Origin of the sequence: Streptomyces solicamelliae, assembly GCF_045348655.1 — a bacterium.
GTDB lineage: Bacteria > Actinomycetota > Actinomycetes > Streptomycetales > Streptomycetaceae > Streptomyces > Streptomyces solicamelliae.
The window spans coordinates 1,040,852-1,055,086 of record NZ_CP160404.1 but is presented as its reverse complement, the minus strand read 5'-3'; the positions used below and the strand labels follow the sequence as shown (position 1 = coordinate 1,055,086).

Here is a 14,235-nt window from a genome sequence, read left to right as displayed (position 1 = left end):
GCGTTGTCGGTGCCGTTTGGTAGGAATGGGTCTGTGAGCGGCGAGAACCGGCCCCCTGCGGGGGCAGACGCGGACGGCCCGGCGGACGGCGGGCCGCCCGAGCAGCTCGCGCTCATCCGGGAGACCGTGCGCAAGGCGAAGGCGCCCCGCGCCAAGCCGCGCACCTGGCGCGGGGCGGCGCTGGCCAAGGAGCTGCCGGTCGCCCGGATCGTGGTCAACAAGGGCGTGCTCCATCTCGACCGGTACTTCGACTACGCCGTCCCCGAGGAGCTCGACGAGACCGCGCAGCCCGGGGTGCGCGTGCGGGTGCGGTTCGGCGCCGGGTCGGGGCAGGTGCGGGACGGGCGGCGCGAGGGCGGCCGGCTGATCGACGGCTTCCTCGTCGAGCGGCTCGCCACCTCGGACTACACCGGGCCGCTGGCCGCGCTCGCCGACGTGGTGTCGCCCGAGCCGGTGCTGAGCCCGGAGCTGCTGGCGCTGGCGCGGGCGGTCGCCGACCGGTACGCGGGGAGCCTCGCGGACGTGCTGCAGCTCGCGGTGCCGCCGCGCAGCGCGCGGGCCGAGTCCCGCCCCTCGCCCGCGCCGCTGCCGCCGCCGGCCGCGCCGGAGCCGGGGAGCTGGACGCGGTACGAGCGGGGGCCGGCGTTCCTGGAGTCGCTGGCCAGGGGCGGGGCGCCGCGGGCGGTGTGGAACGCGCTGCCGGGGCCGTCCTGGGCCGAGGAGCTGGCCCGCGCCGTGGCGGCGACGCTCGCCTCGGGGCGCGGAGCCCTGGTCGTGGTGCCCGACGGGCGGGCGGTCGCCCGGATGGACGCGGCGCTGACCGCGGTCCTGGGGGAGGGGCGGCACGCGGTGCTGACCGCGGAGGCCGGCCCCGAGAAACGGTACGGGCAGTGGCTCGCGGTGCGGCGAGGAGCGGTACGGGCGGTGATCGGCACCCGGGCCGCGATGTTCGCGCCGGTGCGGGACCTGGGCCTGGTGGCGATCTGGGACGACGGCGACGGCAGCCACAGCGAGCCGCACGCGCCGCAGCCGCACGCCCGTGACGTCCTGCTGCTGCGCGCCGCGCACGACCGGTGCGGCTTCCTGCTGGGCTCGCTGAGCTGCACGGTCGAGGCGGCGCAGCTGGTCGAGTCCGGGTGGGCGGCGCCGCTGGTCGCCGGGCGGGAGCAGGTACGGGCCGCGGCGCCGCGGGTGCGCACGGTCGGGGACGAGCAGCTCGCCCGCGACGAGGCCGCGCGGGCGGCGCGGCTGCCGTCGCTGGCCTGGGAGGCGGTCCGGGACGGGCTGCGTACGGGGCCGGTCCTGGTGCAGGTGCCGCGGCGCGGGTACGTGCCCCGGCTGGCCTGTGAGCGGTGCCGGACGCCCGCGCGCTGCCGGCACTGCGCGGGGCCGCTGGAGGCGCCCGAGCAGCAGGAGCTGCGGTGCGGGTGGTGCGGGCGCGGTGCCCCGGACTGGCACTGCGTGGAGTGCGGGTCGGTGCGGCTGCGGGCCCAGGTGGTGGGCGCGCGGCGCACGGCGGAGGAGTTGGGGCGGGTGTTCCCCTCGGTGCCGGTACGGACCTCGGGGCGGGACCACGTTCTGGACACCGTCCCGGGGCGACCGGCGCTCGTGGTCTCCACCCCGGGCGCGGAGCCGGTCGCCGAGGGCGGCTACGCGGCGGCGCTGCTCCTCGACGGCTGGGCGATGCTGAACCGGCCCGATCTGCGGGCCGGGGAGGAGGCGCTGCGGCGCTGGATCGACGCGGCCTCGCTGGTGCGGGGGCAGGGGGAGGGCGGCACGGTCGTCGTCGTCGCCGAGCCCACGCTGCGGCCGGTGCAGGCGCTGGTGCGGTGGGATCCCGTGGGGCACGCGCAGCGGGAGCTCGCGGAGCGGGCGGAGCTGGGGTTTCCGCCGGTGTCGCGGATGGCGGCGGTGGCGGGGCCGGTGGACGCGGTCCTGGGCTTCCTGGCGTCCGCGCCGCTGCCCCCGGACGCGGAGATCCTGGGCCCGGTCCCGCTGCCGGTCGTCCGCCCGGGCGGCCCGACGCGGCCCGGGGACCCGCCGGCGGGCGAGTCCTGGGAGCGCGCCCTGGTCCGCGTACCGCCGGGTTCCGGTGCGGCGCTGGCCGCCGCCCTGAAGCAGGCCCAGGCGTCCCGCTCCACGCGGGGGCCGGTGCCGCCGATCCGCGTACGGGTCGACCCGCCGGACATCGGCTGAAGGTTTGCCCCTCCGCATCCCGCTCCCGCAGAGAGCCGCCCCTCCCCTGACCCGGGAGGGGCGGCTTCTCCGGCTGCGTCAGCCGTTGCGGGGGCCCGGGAAGGCCGGGGGGCGGGGGTCGTCGCGGAGGGGCTGCGGGGGCATGGTGCGGGCCGCGGGGACGGCCGGGGCGGGTGCCTGAAGGGTGCGGGTGGCCGTCTCGTCGGGGGCGGTCTGCTGGGGGGAGCGGCGGGCGCCGTAGCGGCGGTGGACCGCCTGCTTCGTCACCCCGAGCGCCGAGCCCACCGCGTCCCACGAGAAGCCCAGCGAACGATCGAAGTCCACCGCCGCGGTCACCAGGGTCTCGACGCTGTCGCGGAGTTCCTGCGCGAGGCGGACGGTCGGTGCGGGGGCGCGTCCGTACACGACGAAGCCCGTCGACGGACCGGAGCGACGCGGGCGGTACACATTGCCCAACTGGGCCGTGAGCGTGCGCAGTGCGTCCACCTGCCGCCGGACCCGCTCGATGTCCCGCACCAGCAGGTGCAGACTTGCCCGGGCTTGGGCGTCGTGGGTTGCGTGGTCGGCCATGTGAAAGCCTCTCGAACCGGCGTGTGAAGGGGAGCGGGCCGCAGCGTTGCGACGGCGGCCCGAATCGGGTCAATCTCTCTTGACCAACGCGCCACCCGGGCTTGGGTCACGCTGCAGGGGCGTACACGCATATGCACAAGCCGCGCACACCGCGGCACGCCCCCTCGCGTCGCCGCCTAGACTGGTGCGCTGCCCTCCCCCAAGCTCTCGGCCGCGCTCGAGCAGGGAGGTACCCCATCGCCCCGAGACGAGGTCAAACCGAGTGAAGCTGGTCTTCGCAGGCACCCCCGAGGTCGCCGTCCCCGCCCTGGACGCCCTGCTCGCCTCCGGCCGGCACGAGGTGGCCGCCGTCGTCACCCGCCCCGACGCCCCCGCGGGCCGCGGCCGGCGGCTCGTCGCCAGCCCCGTGGCCCAGCGCGCCGAGGAGGCCGGCATCGAGGTGCTGAAGCCGGAGCGCCCCCGTGACGAGGCGTTCCTGGAGCGGCTGCGCGAGATCGCGCCCGACTGCTGCCCGGTCGTCGCCTACGGCGCCCTGCTGCCCCGCGTCGCCCTCGACATCCCCGCCCACGGGTGGGTCAACCTGCACTTCTCGCTGCTGCCCGCATGGCGCGGCGCCGCGCCCGTGCAGCACTCCCTGATGGCGGGGGACCAGGTGACCGGCGCGTCGACCTTCCTGATCGAGGAGGGCCTCGACTCGGGCCCGGTGTACGGCGTGATCACCGAGGACGTCCGGCCCACCGACACCAGCGGCGACCTGCTCACCCGCCTCGCCTTCGCCGGTGCCGGCCTGCTCGCCGCCACCATGGACGGCATCGAGGACGGCACCCTGAAGGCCGTTCCCCAGCCGCCCGAGGGCATCACCCTCGCCCCGAAGATCCAGGTCGAGGACGCCCACGTCGACTGGACCGCCCCCGCCCTGCGCGTCGACCGCGTGGTCCGCGGCTGCACCCCGGCCCCCGGCGCCTGGACCGTCTTCCGCGGCGAGCGGCTCAAGCTGATCCAGGCCGCGCTCGTACAGGACCGCACCGACCTCGCCCCCGGCGAGCTCTCCGCCGGCAAGAACAACGTGTACGTCGGCACCGGCTCCCACGCCGTCGAGCTGCTCTGGGTCCAGCCGCAGGGCAAGAAGCCCATGCGCGCCGCCGACTGGGCCCGCGGCGTCCGCATCGCGCCCGGCGAGACCGTCGGCGCCTGACGGCTGAGGGGCGGCCGTGGGCGGCCGGGCCGTCGCGCCGACGTAGGCTGAGGGGGAAACCCCTCTTCCTTTCCTACGCGGAGCACCTTTGAGCGAGCAGGCCCGTCGCCGTCCCCACAAGCCCTACCGCCGGCCCAAGAAGGACCCGGTCCGGATCCTCGCCTTCGACGCGCTGAGGGCGGTGGACGAGCGCGACGCCTACGCCAACCTCGTCCTGCCGCCGCTGCTGAAGAAGGCCCGGGAGAAGGAGGGCCCGGAACAGTTCGACGCGCGCGACGCCGCGCTCGCCACCGAGCTGGTGTACGGCACGCTGCGCCGCCAGGGCACGTACGACGCGATCATCTCGGCCTGCATCGACCGGCCGCTGCGCGAGGTCGACCCGCCGGTCCTCGACGTGCTCGCGCTCGGCGCGCACCAGCTGCTCGGCACCCGGATCCCCTCGCACGCCGCCGTGTCCGCCAGCGTCGAGCTCGCGCGTGTGGTGCTCGGCGACGGGCGGGCCAAGTTCGTCAACGCCGTGCTGCGCCGCATCGCCCAGCACGACCTGGCCGGCTGGATCGAGCAGGTCGCCCCGCCGTACGACGAGGACGCCGAGGACCACCTCGCCGTCGTCCACTCGCACCCCCGCTGGGTCGTCTCGGCGCTCTGGGACGCGCTCGGCGGCGGCCGCGCCGGCATCGAGGACCTGCTGGAGGCCGACAACGAGCGGCCCGAGGTCACCCTCGTCGCCCGCCCGGGCCGTTCCACCACCGCCGAGCTCGCCGACGCCGCCGAGACCCTGCCGGGCCGCTGGTCCCCGTACGCGGTCCGGCTCACCGAGGGCGGCGAGCCCGGCGCCCTCGCGGCCGTCGCGGACGGCCGGGCCGGCGTCCAGGACGAGGGCAGCCAGCTCGTCGCGATCGCGCTCGCCGACGCGCCCCTCGACGGCCCCGACGAGCGCTGGCTCGACGGCTGCGCCGGGCCCGGCGGCAAGGCCGCCCTGCTCGGCGCGCTGGCCGCGCAGCGCGGCGCGGCACTGCTCGCCTCCGAGAAGCAGCCGCACCGTGCCCGGCTCGTCGAGCGGGCCCTGGCCGGCAACCCGGGCCCGTACCAGGTCATCGCCGCCGACGGCACGCGCCCGCCGTGGCAGCCCGGCTCCTTCGACCGGGTCCTGATGGACGTCCCCTGCTCCGGCCTGGGCGCCCTGCGCCGCCGCCCGGAGGCCCGCTGGCGGCGCCGCCCCGAGGACCTGGACGGCTTCGCGACGCTGCAGCGCGGCCTGCTGACCGAGGCGCTGAAGGCCGTACGGGTCGGCGGCGTCGTCGGGTACGCGACCTGCTCCCCGCATCTCGCCGAGACCCGGGTCGTCGTGGACGACGTCCTGAAGCGGACCGGCGGGGCCGAGCTGATCGACGCCCGCCCGCTGATGCCCGGAGTGCCCGCGCTCGGCGACGGCCCGGACGTCCAGCTCTGGCCGCACCTGCACGGCACCGACGCGATGTACCTGGCGCTGATCCGCCGTACGGCCTGAGCGGAAATCACTTTCCGCCCGGCATTTGTTTCGTCGGGATTGGGGTGGTCTAGACCGGTCCGGGCCACCCCGGTTTCGTCCCGAACCCCGTTCGAAACCGCTTCGCGGCAAAGAACCGTCCAAGAGCATGGCAGGCTTGGCTCATGGCGCAGATCAACCCCAGCATTCTGTCCGCGGACTTCGCGCGTCTCGCCGAGGAGGCGAAGGCGGTCGACGGCGCCGACTGGCTGCACGTCGACGTGATGGACAACCACTTCGTGCCCAACCTCACCCTGGGCGTGCCCGTGGTCGAGTCGCTGAGCCGGGCGACGCAGACCCCCCTCGACTGCCACCTCATGATCGAGGACCCGGACCGCTGGGCCCCGCAGTACGTGGAGGCCGGCGCGGGTTCGGTCACCTTCCACGTGGAGGCCGCGGCCGCGCCCGTACGCCTCGCGCGGGAGATCCGGGCCAAGGGCGCGCGGGCGTCCATGGCGCTGAAGCCGGCCACGCCCATCGAGCCCTACGAGGACCTGCTCCCCGAGCTCGACATGCTGCTGATCATGACCGTGGAGCCCGGCTTCGGCGGCCAGGCGTTCCTCGACATCATGCTGCCGAAGATCCGCCGCACCCGTGAGCTGATCTCCAAGCACGGCCTGGAGTTGTGGCTGCAGGTCGACGGCGGCGTCGCGGAGTCGACGATCGAGCGCTGCGCCGAGGCCGGTGCGGACGTCTTCGTCGCCGGCTCGGCGGTCTACGGGGCGCAGGATCCGGCCGAGGCGGTCCGGGCCCTGCGGGCCAAGGCGGAGTCCGCGACGGCCTCCGTCGCGTGGGCGTGTGGCCACTGAGCCTCGGGCAGATGAACGGGGCCCGACGGGCGACCGACAGGTCTGATCGGGGCCCGCGGGATCTGACAGGATGGACGGACAGTCCACAGTGTGAACAGCGGCGGCGGCTGTCAGGGCAGCGGCCGGCCGACAGTTTGTGAACAGCGGTACGTGAACAGCAGTGAGGAGATCGCGGTGGCGGGTATGTCGGCGGGACGATCAGCCCTGCGGATGGGACCCGCGGAGCTGGTGCAGGCGGCTGCCATGGCGCGCCGCTTCTACCTGGAGGGCAAGTCCAAGATCCAGATCGCGGAGGAGTTCGGCGTCAGCCGCTTCAAGGTCGCCCGCGTACTGGAGACGGCGCTGGAGCGGGATCTCGTACGCATCGAGATCCGCGTCCCCGCCGAACTGGACGCCGAACGCTCCGACGCGCTCCGCGCCCGGTACGGGCTGCGGCACGCGGTCGTCGTCGAGTCTCCGGCGGAGGGCGTGGACGAGTCGCCCGACCCGGAGAACCTCGGCGAGGTCGCGGCCGATCTGCTCGGCGAGCTCGTGAACGAGGGCGACGTCCTGGGCCTGGCCTGGGGTCGCTCGACCATCCACATGGCGGCGGCGCTCGACCGCCTGCCGCCCTGCACCGTCGTGCAGCTCACGGGCGTGTACGACGCCGGGACCGCCGAGCGCGGCTCCGTCGAGGCGGTCCGCCGCGCCGCGCAGGTCTCCGGCGGCGAGGCGCACCCGATCTACGCGCCGATGCTGCTGCCGGACCCCGCCACGGCGGCAGCGCTGCGCAACCAGACCGGGATCGCACGGGCCTTCGAGTACTTCGACAAGGTCACCGTCGCCTGCGTCTCCATCGGCTCCTGGGAGCCGGGCATCTCCACCGTCCACGACATGCTCACGGACGAGGAGCGGGCCCACTACGCCTCTCTGGGCGTCGCGGCCGAGATGTCCGCGCACCTCTTCGACGCCGAGGGCCGCCGCGTCGGCCGCGACCTGGGCGAGCGCTGCATCACCGTCGAGGCGGACCGGCTGCGCCGGATCCCCGAGGTCGTGGCGATCGCCGGCGGCCAGCGCAAGGCGGCGGCGATCGGCGCGGTGCTCCGCTCGGGCCTGGTGACCAGCCTGGTCACCGACCGCTCGGCGGCCGACTACCTGCTGTCCGAGTTCGTGCCCGGCCCGCGCCCGGCGCTCGACCGCGCGGACCCGGACGGCTCCTGACGTCCGGGGCCCGTCCGGGTCTGTTCGGGGTCCGTTCGAGCCTGTCGCGCCCCTTGCCGTCACTCCGTCCGTAGGCGACCCTTGGAGGATCCGACAAGCCGTTCCGGCGAGTCCTGGACGTTGCACCCGCACCGGTCTCATGGGCCTGCGTGGGACAATGAACTACGTGCTTTTTCCCCTGGCTGAAATGCCTAGGGGCCGATCCGATCGACTGGGATGTTCAGCACGTGCGTTTCCTCAATGACGTCAAGCCGCCGTACGACCTGACGTACGACGATGTGTTCATGGTGCCGAGCCGTTCGGCCGTGGGTTCCCGCCAGGCCGTCGACCTCTCGTCGCCCGACGGCAGCGGGACGACGATCCCGCTGGTCGTGGCCAACATGACCGCCATCGCCGGCCGCCGCATGGCCGAGACGGTCGCCCGGCGCGGCGGACTCGTCGTGATCCCCCAGGACATCCCGATCGAGGTCGTCACCGAGGTCATCTCCTGGGTCAAGGGCCGCGACCTGGTCCTGGACACCCCCATCGTCCTCGAGCCGCACCAGACCGTCGCCGACGCGCTCGCGCTGCTGCCCAAGCGGGCCCACGAGGCCGGCGTCGTCGTGGACGCAGACCGCCGCCCCGTCGGCGTCGTCACCGACGCGGACCTGTCCGGCGTGGACCGCTTCACCCAGCTGTCCGAGGTCATGTCCAAGGACCTGCTGCTCCTCGACGCCACCATCGAGCCGCGCGAGGCCTTCAACGTCCTCGACGGCGCCAACCGCCGCTACGCCCCGGCCGTGGACGCCGACGGCCGCCTGGCCGGCATCCTCACCCGCAAGGGCGCGCTGCGCGCCACCCTGTACACCCCGGCCACCGACGCGGACGGCAGGCTGCGCATCGCCGCCGCCGTCGGCATCAACGGCGACGTCGAGGGCAAGGCCAAGCAGCTGCTCGACGCCGGTGTGGACACGCTCGTCATCGACACCGCGCACGGCCACCAGGAGTCGATGGTCAGCGCCATCCGGACCGTCCGGGCGCTCGACCCGCACGTCCCGATCGTCGCCGGCAACATCGTCGCCGCCGAGGGCGTCAGGGACCTCGTCGAGGCGGGCGCGGACATCATCAAGGTCGGCGTCGGCCCCGGCGCCATGTGCACCACCCGCATGATGACCGGCGTCGGCCGGCCGCAGTTCTCCGCCGTCATGGAGTGCGCCGCCGAGGCGCGGAAGTACGGCAAGCACGTCTGGGCCGACGGTGGCGTCCGGCACCCGCGCGACGTCGCCATGGCGCTCGCCGCCGGCGCGTCCAACGTGATGATCGGCTCCTGGTTCGCCGGGACGTACGAGTCCCCGGGCGACCTGCAGCACGACGCCCAGGGCCGCGCGTACAAGGAGTCCTTCGGCATGGCCTCCGCCCGCGCCGTGAAGAACCGCACCAGCGACGAGTCCTCCTACGACCGGGCCCGCAAGGCGCTGTTCGAGGAGGGCATCTCCACCTCGCGCATGTTCCTCGACCCGCAGCGTCCGGGCGTCGAGGACCTGATCGACTCGATCATCGCGGGCGTCCGCTCCTCCTGCACCTACGCGGGCGCGAACAACCTCGCCGAGTTCGAGGACAAGGCCGTCGTCGGCATCCAGTCCGCCGCCGGCTACGCCGAGGGCAAGCCGCTGCACGCCAGCTGGAGCTAGTCCGCGCCGAGGCGCGTTCCGCGGGCCCCCGGGAGATCCCTCCCGGGGGCCCGCGGCGTTCCCGCGAACCCCGAGTCCCGCAGCGCCCCGGCCACCGCCCGCGCGATGCGGGCGTGCCCGCGGTCGTTCGGGTGGAGGCCGTCGGCGAGGTCCTGAGCGCCCAGGACGTCGCGGCCGGGCAACAGGGCCAGCCGGTCGTCCCCGGCCGCCACACGGTCGCGTACGGCCTCCTCCATGGCCGTCCGCAGCTCCGCCAGGGTCGCGCCCAGCGCGTTGCGGGTCGCCTCTGCCTCCGGGCGCAGCACGGGCGAGAGGAGCAGCAGCGGCGTACGGGGCCGGCCGGCCCGTACGACGGCCAGGAAGGCTCGCGTGGTCTCGTACAGCAGCGGGGCGGAGTGCGGGGTCCGGCCCCAGCAGTTGGTGCCGAAGGCCAGCGTCAGCAGCTCCGCGGGCAGAGCCGCCAGCTGCTCGGCGGTCGGCAGCTCGCCGCGCGCCGCCCCCGCGTACCCCAGGTTCACCGCGTCCAGGCCCAGCGCCCGCCCCGCGACCGCCGGCCAGGAGTGCGCCGGGCGGGTGGACAACCAGCCCTCCGTGATCGAGTCGCCGTGCACCACCCAGCGCGGCCGGGCCGGCGCCGGTGCGACCGCGCCGCCGACCGCCCGCAGCCGCAGCAGCCGCGGCGCCGCCCACTCCGGCGGATGGACCGTGAACGGGCCTGGGCGGGGCGGGAGTTCGAGGACGACCACGGCGTTCTTCGCCGGCCGGGCGAAGGTCTCGCCGACCAGTCGCCCGCCCTCCCACAGCGCGAAGCAGTGCGCCAGCTCCTTGAGTGCGTCCGCCCGCCCGGGGACCCGCGCCCGGTAGTGCACGGCCACCGCCCGGGTGCCCGGCGCGGCCGTGAACTCCAGCCGTACGCCGATCGGCAGCGCCGCCCGCTGCGCCGCGTCCCACGGCAGCCGGTCCAGGTCCGCCGGGTCCGCGCGCAGCGCCCGGCCCCGCTCGTCGAACCACGCCGTGCCCCGCAGAAAGGGCCCCGCGTCCTGCCAGGTGCCGTCCTTACCGTCCCGCTCCATGGCGGTGCAGAGTGCGTCATCGCCCATGAGAAGTCCATGCCCGTGAAGACGGGTCTGCGACCCCTCGGGCGGAGGGCGCCGAAACGCCCCGATGTGTCGATTCGTGCACCGGGGCGCAATGTTTCCCCGTCTGCCTCGCAAGTGCGCAATGATCATCTGTGGCTGCGCAACAACCCTGCATTACAAGTGCAAGCTCTGAGCGTTTAGGCTCATGCCTCGTACCAGGAGTGGCGTCGACCGCCTGCTCGGCGGTTCCCCCTCCCGTGGGCTGCGTTCGCGCGCCCGCCCACCGCCGCCGGTCGTCGCGCCTCCCGACAGGCAGCGATAAGGAGCCTCCCGCAGTGCTGGACCACGGCGCAGCCCCCACGGTCGACGAATCGACCGCCAGAAAGACCTCCGGGCTCTCCGCCCTGACCCGGCGCAAGCCGGTAGAACGCCTGGTCGCCGAGGGTGGCCAGGGTGAGGGCGGCTCGCTCCGCCGCTCGCTCTCCATGTGGCAGCTCACGATGATCAGCATCGGCGCCACGCTCGGCACCGGCATCTTCGTCGTCCTCGGCGACGCGGTCCCCAAGGCCGGCCCCGCGGTCACCCTGGCCTTCGTCATCGCCGGCCTCACCGCGCTCTTCTCGGCCCTGTCGTACGCGGAGCTGGCCGGCACCATCCCGGTGGCCGGCTCCTCCTACTCGTATGCGTACGCAACCATGGGCGAACTCGTCGCCTGGGTCTGCGGCTGGTGCCTGGTCCTCGAGTACGGCGTCTCCGTGGCCGCGGTGGCGGTCGGCTGGGGCGAGTACCTCAACGAGCTGCTCGACGGCACGATCGGCGTCACCATCCCGGCGCTGCTCTCCTCGGCGCCCGGCGAGGGCGGCATCATCAACCTGCCCGGTCTGATCGTCGTGCTCCTCGCGATGGTCTTCCTGCTCGGCGGCGCCCGCGAGTCCGCGCTGGTCAACACCATCATGGTGTTCGTGAAGATCGCCGCCCTGGTGCTGTTCTGCGCCATCGGCTTCATGGGCTTCAAGTCCGGCAACTACGCCGACTTCATGCCGCTCGGCATGGCGGGCGTCAGCGCCGCCGGCGCCAGCCTCTTCTTCTCGTACATCGGTTTCGACGCCGCCTCCACCGCCGGTGAGGAGGCGAAGAACCCGAAGCGCGACCTGCCGCGCGCGATCATGCTCTCGCTGCTGATCGTCACCGTGCTCTACGTGGCCGTCGCGGCCGTCGCCGTCGGCGCCTGGAACTGGAAGAAGTTCGAGGGCTCCGAGGCCTCCCTCGCCGCGATCATGAACGACGTCAGCGGCCAGACCTTCTGGGGCACCCTGCTCGCCCTCGGCGCCGTGATCTCCATCGCCAGCGTCGTGCTGACCGTGCTCTACGGCCAGACCCGCGTGCTGTTCGCCATGTCCCGCGACGGCCTCGTCCCCAAGGTCTTCGCTAAGGTCAACCCCAAGACCGGCACCCCGCGCGTGAACACGGTCATCGTCTCGCTGTTCTGCGGCGCGCTCGCCTCCGTCATCCCGCTGGGCAAGCTCGTCGACGCCACCAGCATCGGCACCCTGTTCGCCTTCGGCCTGGTCAACATCGCGGTGATCGTGCTCCGCTACACCCGCCCCGACATGGAGCGCACCTTCAAGGTGCCGCTCGGCTGGCTGTTCCCGGTGCTGGGCTTCCTGTTCTGCGCGTACAACATGTTCAGCCTGGACACCGTCACCTGGGTGGTCTTCGGTTGCTGGATGGCCGCCGGACTCGTGTTCTACTTCCTGTACGGCATGCGCCGCTCCCGACTGGCCACCGAGGCCGTGGCCACCGACGCAGAGAAGTGATCCACCCGTAGTGCGACTCAACGACCTCGACGAACGCATCGTCCACGCCCTCGCGGAGGACGCCCGCCGCTCGTACGCCGACATCGGCTCGCTCGTCGGCCTGTCCGCCCCCGCCGTGAAGCGGCGCGTGGACCGGCTTCGGGCCGAGGGCGCCATCACCGGCTTCACCGTCCGGGTGGACCCGGCGGCGCTGGGCTGGGAGACCGAGGGCTTCGTCGAGATCTACTGTCGCCACAACACCTCGCCGGAGGACATCCGGCGAGGGCTGGAGCGGTACCCCGAGGTGGTGTCCGCGTCGACCGTCACCGGCGACGCGGACGCCGTCGTCCAGGTCTTCGCCTCGGACATGCGGCACTTCGAGCGGGTCCTGGAGCGGATCGCGGGCGAGCCGTTCGTGGAGCGCACCAAGTCCGTCCTGGTGCTCTCGCCGCTGCTGCGGCGCTTCTCCTCGGGCTCGCCCGCGTAGCCGCCCCCTCGCACGTCAGGGACCGCCCACCCCCGTGGGGCGGTCCCTGCGCTCATTCGGTCGGGAACACCGGCTGCCAGGGCAGCACCCGGAAGTCGCCCGTCCCGGCCTTCACCTTCTCGAAGGGGGCGGAGCTCACGCACTTCGGCAGCTTCGCCTCGGTGTCCCGGCCGACCCAGCTGTAGCCGAGCCGGTCGTGCTTCCCGAGGTCGTGGATGGTGACCCCGACGCGCTTGCCGCGGAAGACGTCCAGGTCCGTCTCCGTGACCACGCCCGTCACCATGGCGACCTTGCCGCCGGTGAGCAGGCAGTCCACCTTCGCCACCGCGTAGCCGCCCCCGCCGTCCTTGTAGTGGCTGAAGCGGAAGGTGCCTGTCGCGGCCTCCGGATCCATGTTGTCCTTCGCCGCCAGATGCGCGTCGAAGCTGAACGTGATGTCGTCACCGGCCGGCCGGAACACCTTCGCGGTGCCGGTCAGCGCCGCCGCCTCCCGTGCCACCACCGGCCGTCCGTCCTTGCCCGGCCCGGCGAGGTCCGGCACGGCGACGGCGGAGCCGCCCGCCCCCACGGTCAGCAGCACCGCGACGGCCACGGCGGCGAGCTTCGTACGGCGGTTCATCTCTCGGTCCTTTCGGCAGGTCAACCGGACGACCACCACTCTTCCGCGCCCCTCGCAGCCGGGCGTCGGGCCGCAGGAGGGTTCCCGCCTCCGCCGCGCGGCGGGGGAGCCCTCCGCCCCAGGGCGGAGGAGGCGCGCAACGAATCGCCGCAGACCCCCGGAACCGCGCAACGGTTCCGCCGTCGGTCCGCAACGCTCCCGCCTTGTCCCGGCCGGAGCCCGAACCGTACCGTTTTGACGTCTCCCCGCCACCCGCTCGTCACCCCGCCGAGGACCGCCCATGCACGCGCTGCGCACCGCTCTGCTGCAGAGCTCCGGCGTGCCCGGCGACGTCCCCGCGAACCTCGCGCTCCTCGACGAGGCCGCCGGCCGCGCCGCCGCCGCGGGCGCCGGGCTGCTGATCACCCCCGAGCTCTTCCTCACCGGCTATGCCGTCGGCGACGACCTCGCCCGGCTCGCGGAGCCCGCCGACGGCCCGGCCTCCCGGGCGGTCGCCGGGCTCGCCGCCCGGCACGGCCTGGCGATCGTGCACGGCTACCCCGAGCGGGCCGGCGAGCGCCTGTACAACGCCGTCCGGCTCTCCGGCCCCGAAGGCGCCGCGCTCGCGGACTACCGCAAGACCCACCTCTACGGCGCCTACGAGCGGCAGTGGTTCACGCCCGGCGAGGAGCCCGTCGTCCAGGCGGAGCTGGACGGTCTCACCGTCGGCCTCATGGTCTGCTACGACGTCGAGTTCCCGGAGAACGTCCGGGCGCACGCGCTCGCCGGGACCGACCTCCTGGCGGTGCCGACCGCGCAGACGGTCCCGTACGCGCTCATCGCCGAGTCCGTGATCCCGGTGCGGGCCTTCGAGAACCAGCTGTACGTGGCCTACGTGAACCGGACCGGCCACGAGGGCCCGTTCGACTTCGCCGGACTCTCCTGCCTGGCCGGCCCCGACGGCACGGCCCGCGCCCGGGCCGGCTGCGGCGAGGAGCTGCTGCTCGGTGACGTCGATCCCGAGCGGCTGGCCGCCTCCCGGGCCGCCAACCCGTATCTGCGCGACCGCCGCCCCGGCCTCTACACCGCGCTCACCACCTGAGCGCC

General features: G+C 74.1%; 12 protein-coding genes. 9 read left to right on the top strand and 3 right to left on the bottom strand.

The window, feature by feature from the left end:
* Positions 1–33 precede the first annotated feature (33 nt).
* Positions 34–2,196, top strand: coding sequence for a primosomal protein N' (locus tag ABZO31_RS04830; RefSeq protein WP_406859704.1), 2,163 nt, complete (start codon positions 34–36; stop codon positions 2,194–2,196).
* Positions 2,197–2,274: 78 nt separating this feature from the next.
* On the opposite strand, the gene ABZO31_RS04825 is transcribed toward ABZO31_RS04830, so the two are convergent.
* A complete protein-coding gene (locus ABZO31_RS04825; protein ID WP_406859703.1) occupies positions 2,275–2,766 on the bottom strand; it encodes a hypothetical protein in 492 nt (163 codons plus the stop codon).
* Between the two features lie 262 nt (positions 2,767–3,028).
* Here ABZO31_RS04825 and fmt point away from each other — a divergent pair, with 262 nt between their 5' ends.
* From fmt to ABZO31_RS04800, 5 genes are all read left to right on the top strand, one after another.
* The gene (gene fmt, locus ABZO31_RS04820) at positions 3,029–3,961 is read left to right on the top strand and encodes a methionyl-tRNA formyltransferase (protein ID WP_406859702.1); all 933 of its coding nucleotides are present in this window, start codon (positions 3,029–3,031) and stop codon (positions 3,959–3,961) included.
* Positions 3,962–4,049: 88 nt separating this feature from the next.
* Positions 4,050–5,471, top strand: coding sequence for an RsmB/NOP family class I SAM-dependent RNA methyltransferase (locus ABZO31_RS04815; protein WP_406859701.1), 1,422 nt, complete (start codon positions 4,050–4,052; stop codon positions 5,469–5,471).
* A 143-nt stretch (positions 5,472–5,614) separates the two neighbouring features.
* Positions 5,615–6,298 carry a ribulose-phosphate 3-epimerase gene (gene rpe / locus ABZO31_RS04810; RefSeq protein ID WP_406859700.1) on the top strand — a complete coding sequence of 228 codons (684 nt, stop codon included), beginning with the start codon at positions 5,615–5,617 and terminating at the stop codon, positions 6,296–6,298.
* Positions 6,299–6,448: 150 nt separating this feature from the next.
* Positions 6,449–7,498, top strand: a complete 1,050-nt coding sequence (locus ABZO31_RS04805; RefSeq protein ID WP_406859699.1) for a sugar-binding transcriptional regulator — start codon at positions 6,449–6,451, stop codon at positions 7,496–7,498.
* Between the two features lie 227 nt (positions 7,499–7,725).
* Entirely contained in the window at positions 7,726–9,168 is a 1,443-nt protein-coding gene (locus ABZO31_RS04800) for a GuaB1 family IMP dehydrogenase-related protein (RefSeq protein ID WP_406859698.1), read from the top strand.
* On the opposite strand, the gene ABZO31_RS04795 is transcribed toward ABZO31_RS04800, so the two are convergent.
* The gene (locus ABZO31_RS04795) at positions 9,165–9,779 is read right to left on the bottom strand and encodes a GDSL-type esterase/lipase family protein (RefSeq protein WP_406859696.1); all 615 of its coding nucleotides are present in this window, start codon (positions 9,777–9,779) and stop codon (positions 9,165–9,167) included. The two genes, ABZO31_RS04800 and ABZO31_RS04795, sit on opposite strands and share 4 nt — an antisense overlap.
* 803 nt (positions 9,780–10,582) lie before the next feature.
* Between ABZO31_RS04795 and ABZO31_RS04790 the strand changes: the two genes are divergently transcribed.
* Positions 10,583–12,064 carry an amino acid permease gene (locus ABZO31_RS04790; protein ID WP_406859694.1) on the top strand — a complete coding sequence of 494 codons (1,482 nt, stop codon included), beginning with the start codon at positions 10,583–10,585 and terminating at the stop codon, positions 12,062–12,064.
* 10 nt (positions 12,065–12,074) lie between these two features.
* Positions 12,075–12,530 carry an Lrp/AsnC family transcriptional regulator gene (locus ABZO31_RS04785; protein ID WP_030691274.1) on the top strand — a complete coding sequence of 152 codons (456 nt, stop codon included), beginning with the start codon at positions 12,075–12,077 and terminating at the stop codon, positions 12,528–12,530.
* 52 nt (positions 12,531–12,582) lie between these two features.
* Here ABZO31_RS04785 and ABZO31_RS04780 read toward each other — a convergent pair whose 3' ends face one another.
* The gene (locus ABZO31_RS04780; RefSeq protein ID WP_406859693.1) at positions 12,583–13,149 is read right to left on the bottom strand and encodes a Repetin; all 567 of its coding nucleotides are present in this window, start codon (positions 13,147–13,149) and stop codon (positions 12,583–12,585) included.
* A 280-nt stretch (positions 13,150–13,429) separates the two neighbouring features.
* Here ABZO31_RS04780 and ABZO31_RS04775 point away from each other — a divergent pair, with 280 nt between their 5' ends.
* Positions 13,430–14,230, top strand: coding sequence for a carbon-nitrogen hydrolase family protein (locus ABZO31_RS04775; protein ID WP_406859692.1), 801 nt, complete (start codon positions 13,430–13,432; stop codon positions 14,228–14,230).
* Positions 14,231–14,235 lie beyond the last annotated feature (5 nt).

Excerpts from the sequence above, each read along its gene's own strand:
- ABZO31_RS04825 (WP_406859703.1), bottom strand. The coding sequence starts at position 2,766 with ATGGCCGACCACGCAACCCACGACGCCCAAGCCCGGGCAAGTCTGCAC.
- rpe (WP_406859700.1), top strand. The coding sequence starts at position 5,615 with ATGGCGCAGATCAACCCCAGCATTCTGTCCGCGGACTTCGCGCGTCTC.
- ABZO31_RS04780 (WP_406859693.1), bottom strand. The coding sequence starts at position 13,149 with ATGAACCGCCGTACGAAGCTCGCCGCCGTGGCCGTCGCGGTGCTGCTG.
- ABZO31_RS04775 (WP_406859692.1), top strand. The coding sequence starts at position 13,430 with ATGCACGCGCTGCGCACCGCTCTGCTGCAGAGCTCCGGCGTGCCCGGC.